Here is a 6,172-nt window from a genome sequence, read left to right as displayed (position 1 = left end):
ACCTCCAGACGGACTTCCAGAAGCTCTGAATCTGATTTGCGTCGTTCACTCAACAGGCTGATTGGGTTTTGACCCTAGGACTGGCTGTATTGCACTGGCGCGTTTTCGGCCGTGTCTTACTTGTTTTTTGGCAATGGGCTGGCTTGAATGGGCTGGCCTGGTGGGGCGTCATCGTCCTCGGGCAGGATCGACTACTGGACTGGCCGACGAATTTGCGACCGGAGGCCACTACCGGTTCACATGCAATCCCCAATGAATCGGCGACATCTTCATCATCGCCGGCTTTGTGCTTGCGGTTAGTTCTTCGTTTGCATTGTGGCCGGCGCTGTTACCGATTATCAGCGCATTCATCGCGCCGTTTGCCGAGGAACCGTGACTTGAAGCGCGACTTCGCGACGCCTACTCCGACTATTAGCGGCGCGTTCGACGCTTCATTTGAGACCGCTTGAGTACGTTTATCGGGTCTTGATCCTACAGTAGCTAGAGGTCCTATCTTGGAAGGACCAACCACAGCCGACTGCGGAACGGTGAAACCCAACGTTCACCGACGCGGGACAGGAGACAACGATGCCGAACGAAAAACACCCCGATTACAAACGTTCTCATCCGCAAGTTCCTGTGCATTCCAACGACCATGGGCATGGTGTCGCCTGCTGCGGTACTGATGTGCCAACGGACCCGGTGGCTGCCGACGGGCGTAGCTTTCAAGTCGATGGTCTCGATTGCGCCGAGGAAGTGGCGATCCTGAACCGCGTTGTCGGACCGGTGGTCGGCGGCGCCGAGCATTTGGCCTTCGACGTGATCAACGGCCGCATGACGGTTCTTAACTCGGCTGGGACCGTCTCGAGCGAGAAGATCATCAAAGCGGTTGCGGGGACCGGTATGGGCGCGCAACCCTGGAACGCTGACAACGCCGAGGCCGACCGCGCCGTGCACCTCAGAAAGCAGGCGCGGTTCACTGCGGTAAGTGGCGGTTTCTGGGCGGCAGGGTTCCTGTATCACATTGTGGAGACCGGGCTGCGCGGTGCGCTGGGGCTGTTCGCGGGCCACGGCGATACGGCGATGCCGCTGGCCGAGGCAGGTCTGTTCGGCCTCGCTATCGTATTTGGCGTCTGGCTGGTGGCGTCCAAGGCATGGTCCTCGGCACGGCGTCTGTCGCCGGACATGAACCTGTTGATGGTAATCGCCGTTGCCGGCGCAGTCGGCCTTGGCGAATATTTCGAGGCCGCGACCGTTGCCTTCTTCTTTGCGCTTTCGCTCTATCTCGAAAGCTGGAGCGTGGGGCGCGCGCGCAACGCCGTCGCGGCGCTTCTTGAACTGGCGCCGGCCATGGCGCGGGTGATCCGCAGCGATGGCACCGAGGCGGAGGTGCCCGCGGCTGAGGTCGTCGTGGGTGACCGTTTCGTAGTGCGCGGCGGCGACCGCATTCCGCTCGACGGCGAGGTGACGAAAGGGGCGGGTGCGGTCGATCAGGCCCCAATTACTGGCGAAAGCGCTCTGGTCCCCAAGGAGGCGGGCGACGAAGTCTATGCCGGCACCATAAATGGCGAGGGCACGCTTACGGTGCGCGCGACCAAGGCGGCCTCCGACACGGTGCTGGCCAAGATCATCCGTATGGTCGGCGACGCCCATGCCCGCCGTGCACCGGTGGAGCAATGGGTGGCGAAGTTCGCCCGCATATACACGCCCATCGTGATGGCTCTGGCCATCACCATCGCGCTGGTGCCGCCGCTAGTCTTAGGCGGGGCCTGGAATTACTGGTTCTACAACGCACTCGTCCTTCTGGTCATCGCCTGCCCCTGCGCACTCGTCATCTCGACCCCAGTCTCAATCGTCGCCGCACTGACAGCCTCGGCGCGGTCAGGCGTTCTCATCAAGGGCGGAGCCTATGTCGAGGTACCGGGTCGCACCACGGCATTGGCGATGGACAAGACCGGCACCATCACCATGGGTGAGCCCGAAGTCGCGGCCGTGCATCCGCTTGGCGGTGCCTCGGCCCGCGATCTGTTGACGCTAGCCGCAACCCTCGAGGCGCGATCGTCGCATCCGCTGGCGCGCGCCATCCTCACGCGGTCTTCGTCGGAGGGCATAGAGGTGTCGGCGGCAGAGGATACGCGCACCGTGCCGGGTCGCGGTCTGGAAGGGCGGGCGGGGGGCCGGGCGGTCTGGCTGGGCTCGGACCGGTTTGCCGAGGAGAAGGGTTTCGGCAGCGCGATTCCGACCGACCTTCGAGACAAGATTGAAAGGGCGGGAAGCACGCTAGTAGCCGTCGGCGACGAGACCGGCGTGACCGGCATTTTGGAACTGCGCGACCGGATCCGCCCGGACGCGAAGGGTGTTGTGGCGCGACTGCACGCGCAGGGCGTGAAAACCATCGTCATGCTAACGGGCGATAATGAACGCACCGCGCGCGCCGTCGCATCAGAGGTCGGCATCGATCAGGTGTGTGCCGAACTTCTGCCCGAGGACAAGGTGGCAGCCATCGAGGAACTGGTTGAGAGCCACGACATGGTCGCGATGATGGGTGACGGGGTGAACGACGCCCCGGCCATGGCTCTCGCGCACTACGGCATTGCTATGGGCGCAGTCGGCTCGGACGCTGCCATCGAGACGGCGGACATCGCGCTGATGACCGACGACATCGGAAAAGTGCCATGGCTAATCGGCCATTCGCGGCGCACCATGTCCATTATCCGCCAAAACATCGGTGTCTCGCTGGCGACCAAGGGCGTCTTCGTTGGCCTGACCGCCATCGGCATGGCCTCGATGTGGGGAGCGATCGTGGCGGATGTCGGCGTGTCGCTGCTCGTGGTGACAAATGCGCTACGTCTGCTGCGGCCTGGCGCGGAGACGATGTTTGGAAGGGAGCGATTGGAAGGCGCCGTCGATTCTATTGTTGTCAGCCGGATCACGCTTGGTCACTAGGAACGGCGGCGGCCAGATAGCTCCCCTATCCTGCGACGAAGGGAACTCTTACTTGTCTGCTTATTTGGGTAACGACCCAGGTTGCCAAAGGGGAATCCGAAAGGAACGCATGCAAGTCGTCTATGGCGGTCGAACTCATGGAAGTCGGTCTGGGATCGCGTTCTCTAAGTCTGGGGGAACGCCTCCCCTACTATTCCGTGGTGCTCCAAATTTGCCACTCTGCTTTCAATCCCGAATCCGACAGCGCAACCGGACTTGAGTGCGCCTTTCATAGGAAGACCGCTGGGCTGCCGGCCGAACGCACCGCACGGGGCGAAGCATTCGTTAAAGGTCTGACGAGGTGAAGCAGGTCGCACAGTGGATGCTTGAACCTAAAGCCGCTAGTGGTTGTACGATCCTCTTCTGGTTCCGTTGCGTCATCGATCCTGGATTCCGGGGATGCAGGTAAGCTGCGGGTCAAAATCATCGTTCACGACGAGGGTGGACCTTAGCGCAAGCTGTTTACGCATAAACGCGGTCGGCTGGAAATCCGACGACTATTTCTGTTTGCAAATCAGCTTCACGATGGCGCCAGCATCGGGACCGGCGCCCATGATGGCGGCCGAAGCGCAATTGCGCTGCCATGTTTGCCCCCGAAGAACAAGTTCGGGACTGGCGACATGCCGTTTGTGTGGGTGAAGGAACCGCTCGGGTTCTCTGCAATGGGAATTTGCACCCAATCGCTATCGTCGCGGTAGAAGGATGTACCGAATCCGAGTTTTCTCGACGCGGGGCATACGCGCAATCTGCGCCTCGTAGGCGGTCCTCACCGCCACTTCCGTTACAGACGCGGTGATCTGTTCGCCGATGAAGGCGGACGCAGCCACTCGTCCCGCCTGTTTCAATTGCCGACCCCGCGGCAATGACCGGTACAGCAGCTACGTGAATGAGCACGAACAGCAGCAACGCTGTAGTGGAAAACATCCGGAACATGCCTCTACTTAATGCTCCGGGATAATAAAGCAAAAGCCAAATCAATGTGAGATTGGGTGACCGATAGCGAAATAAGGGGTTGAACCTCCAGCGGGATGAGCTTTTACACGAACCTGAAATAATGACCGGAGATCACTCCTTGGCTGAAACGCAACGCCTCATTGTTGTCGACATCGTTCGGGGCCTCGCGATTGCGGGCGTGGTCCTGTTCCATCTCGTCTGGGATTTTGAGTTCACCGGCATTATCTCAGGTGTCGCGCAGCATCCCGTTTGGCTGACGTTCGGTCGCAGCCTGGCCGGCACCTTCATGATCCTCGTCGGCGTCAGCCTCGCTCTTGCACATCCAGCGCAGATCAGATGGTCGCCATTCATGCGTCGTCTGGGTATCATCGCCCTCGCAGCGACGGCTGTCACCGTAGTGACGTACACCGTATTCCCGGCCAGCTTCGTCTATTTCGGTATACTTCATGCAATCGCAGCAGCGACGCTGATAGGGGGCCTGTTCATTCGCGCTCCTGCCTCACTATGTTTGGCGGCCGGCACTGCAATTTTTGCGCTTCCGTTTATCTATGAGTCGACGGTTTTCGATACTAGACTGACGGCTTGGATCGGCTTTTTTACCCAGCCCCCGCCGAGCAATGATTTTGTGCCGATATTCCCATGGGTAGGCCTCACCCTTTTTGGCATGGCCGGGACGAAATGGCTGCTGGCCTTTGATCTGGAAGGATATCTGTCGAGAACCGCGCCGCAGGGTCAGTCTGCACGATTCCTAGCATGGTGCGGGCGCAGAAGTCTGGTGATCTATCTCGTGCACCAGCCCGTTCTGTTGGCTGTCATCGTACCGGTTTCCAGGCTACTGAATTGAACAGGGGAACGTCTATTCGTACGGGGTGTGAGGATCGGCAAGAGCGGCATCGGGACGGCTGATCGGCACGGCGTCCACGGAAATTCGCTCGGCAAGTGCCTTGTCACCAAGGCGCCCCAGCAACTCGCGGAATTTCGGGTGCATTCCCCCGTCCGAATAGGCGTGCGCCCGCACAGCCGAGTCTACCTCGACGATCCAGTTCATTTCCCGCAAATCCGACTGCGAGCGCGCCGCGACGACGGGGTTTGGCATGGAGATGGCCGGTGGACATGCAGACAGGGGATCCCTCGGCTCGCCACCGTCAAACTCGGTGTTGAACGCGTAACGGCCTCCGCAATGGGAGACGCGAGGCTGCTGGCGTGTGACTTCAAAAATGTCGTAACCCTTCTTTAGGTTCATCCAGTAATCGAAACTCGGATCGGATCGGTTCTTCGCCATGTTATCGGGTGTCATGCGGAATGGAAAAGCCTGAACCTGAAAAGCCGTCTGGCCGCCCTCCAGCGCTTCGCGCGCTACCGCATAGATCTCGGCCACACCTTCGTCCGTCATTGCGAAGCACCCCGACGACGAGCATGCGCCATGTACCATCAGCGCTTCGCCGGTGTAGCCGAGTGCGGATTCGAGCCTGTTTGGATATCCAAGATTGAAGGAAAGATAGTATTGCGAGTTCGGGTTAAGCATGCCAGCGCTTACATGATAGAAGCCTTCGGGTGCCTGACGGTCGCCTTGGCGCGTCTTCGGCCCAAGCTTTCCCGACCAGCGGCACATAGGATAGGTCTTGAGAAGCGCGAACTTGCCGCTTTTGTCGCGCTTCCAGATCTCCAGCTCGCTCTCCTGCTTGAAGATCCGAACCAGAATCGGCGCTGACCGCGATATTGATTTGCGATCCATTTCCGCGACAAGCGCAGCTGGAACCGGCTGAACTGACCTCTCATCCACGTCAAGCACCGTTGAAACGCACGCGGACGTGGCCAGGCCAATGAGCGAAACAAGCGCGAATGCAATGATCAATCGAACCACAGTCTAGAACCTGACCCCTAAGAAGCATTTCCAAGCTAGTGAAACGCCCAGACACTCGCCAATCATGCTTAATGTCGCGTTTACGTGCCTCATCCAAGGGGCGGCAAACCGCCGCAGCGCCGCGAACTGCCTCTCCTCTTCACCGCGGCATCCGATCTCCTTAATACAGATCCGACAAAGGGAGATACATCAGTGACAGAAGAACCCGAATGTCTCACTATCCGCGGGAGTGCTGCCTTGGCAAGCAGTCGCCGGTCCCGCAATGTCCTTGTCATGCTGACGCTGGTTGCATTCGTGGCAGTGGCTTTCGCGTTTAGCTTTTGGCACATGGAAGCGGAGCTTAGCACGAGCAATGTAGGGTCGCCGGACGCGATCACCGATCAGTGAATT

At 59.7% G+C, this 6,172-nt stretch carries 4 protein-coding genes; 3 read left to right on the top strand and 1 reads right to left on the bottom strand.

Annotated features, from left to right (window positions below):
• Nucleotides 1-567 precede the first annotated feature (567 nt).
• Both LC343_RS23775 and LC343_RS23770 read left to right on the top strand, forming a co-directional pair.
• The gene (locus LC343_RS23775) at nucleotides 568-2,925 is read left to right on the top strand and encodes a heavy metal translocating P-type ATPase (protein ID WP_223479646.1); all 2,358 of its coding nucleotides are present in this window, start codon (nucleotides 568-570) and stop codon (nucleotides 2,923-2,925) included.
• 1,111 nt (nucleotides 2,926-4,036) lie between these two features.
• Nucleotides 4,037-4,762: a heparan-alpha-glucosaminide N-acetyltransferase gene (locus LC343_RS23770; protein WP_223479645.1), complete on the top strand. Its 726-nt coding sequence runs from the start codon at nucleotides 4,037-4,039 to the stop codon at nucleotides 4,760-4,762.
• Between the two features lie 12 nt (nucleotides 4,763-4,774).
• On the opposite strand, the gene LC343_RS23765 is transcribed toward LC343_RS23770, so the two are convergent.
• Entirely contained in the window at nucleotides 4,775-5,770 is a 996-nt protein-coding gene (locus LC343_RS23765) for a L,D-transpeptidase family protein (RefSeq protein ID WP_223479647.1), read from the bottom strand.
• A 96-nt stretch (nucleotides 5,771-5,866) separates the two neighbouring features.
• Here LC343_RS23765 and LC343_RS25430 point away from each other — a divergent pair, with 96 nt between their 5' ends.
• Nucleotides 5,867-6,169, top strand: coding sequence for a hypothetical protein (locus LC343_RS25430; RefSeq protein ID WP_487345358.1), 303 nt, complete (start codon nucleotides 5,867-5,869; stop codon nucleotides 6,167-6,169).
• Nucleotides 6,170-6,172: the final 3 nt, after the last annotated feature.

This window comes from Oricola indica (assembly GCF_019966595.1).
Classification (GTDB): Bacteria; Pseudomonadota; Alphaproteobacteria; order Rhizobiales; family Rhizobiaceae; genus Oricola; species Oricola indica.
This window is presented reverse-complemented; position numbering and strand designations above follow the sequence as displayed.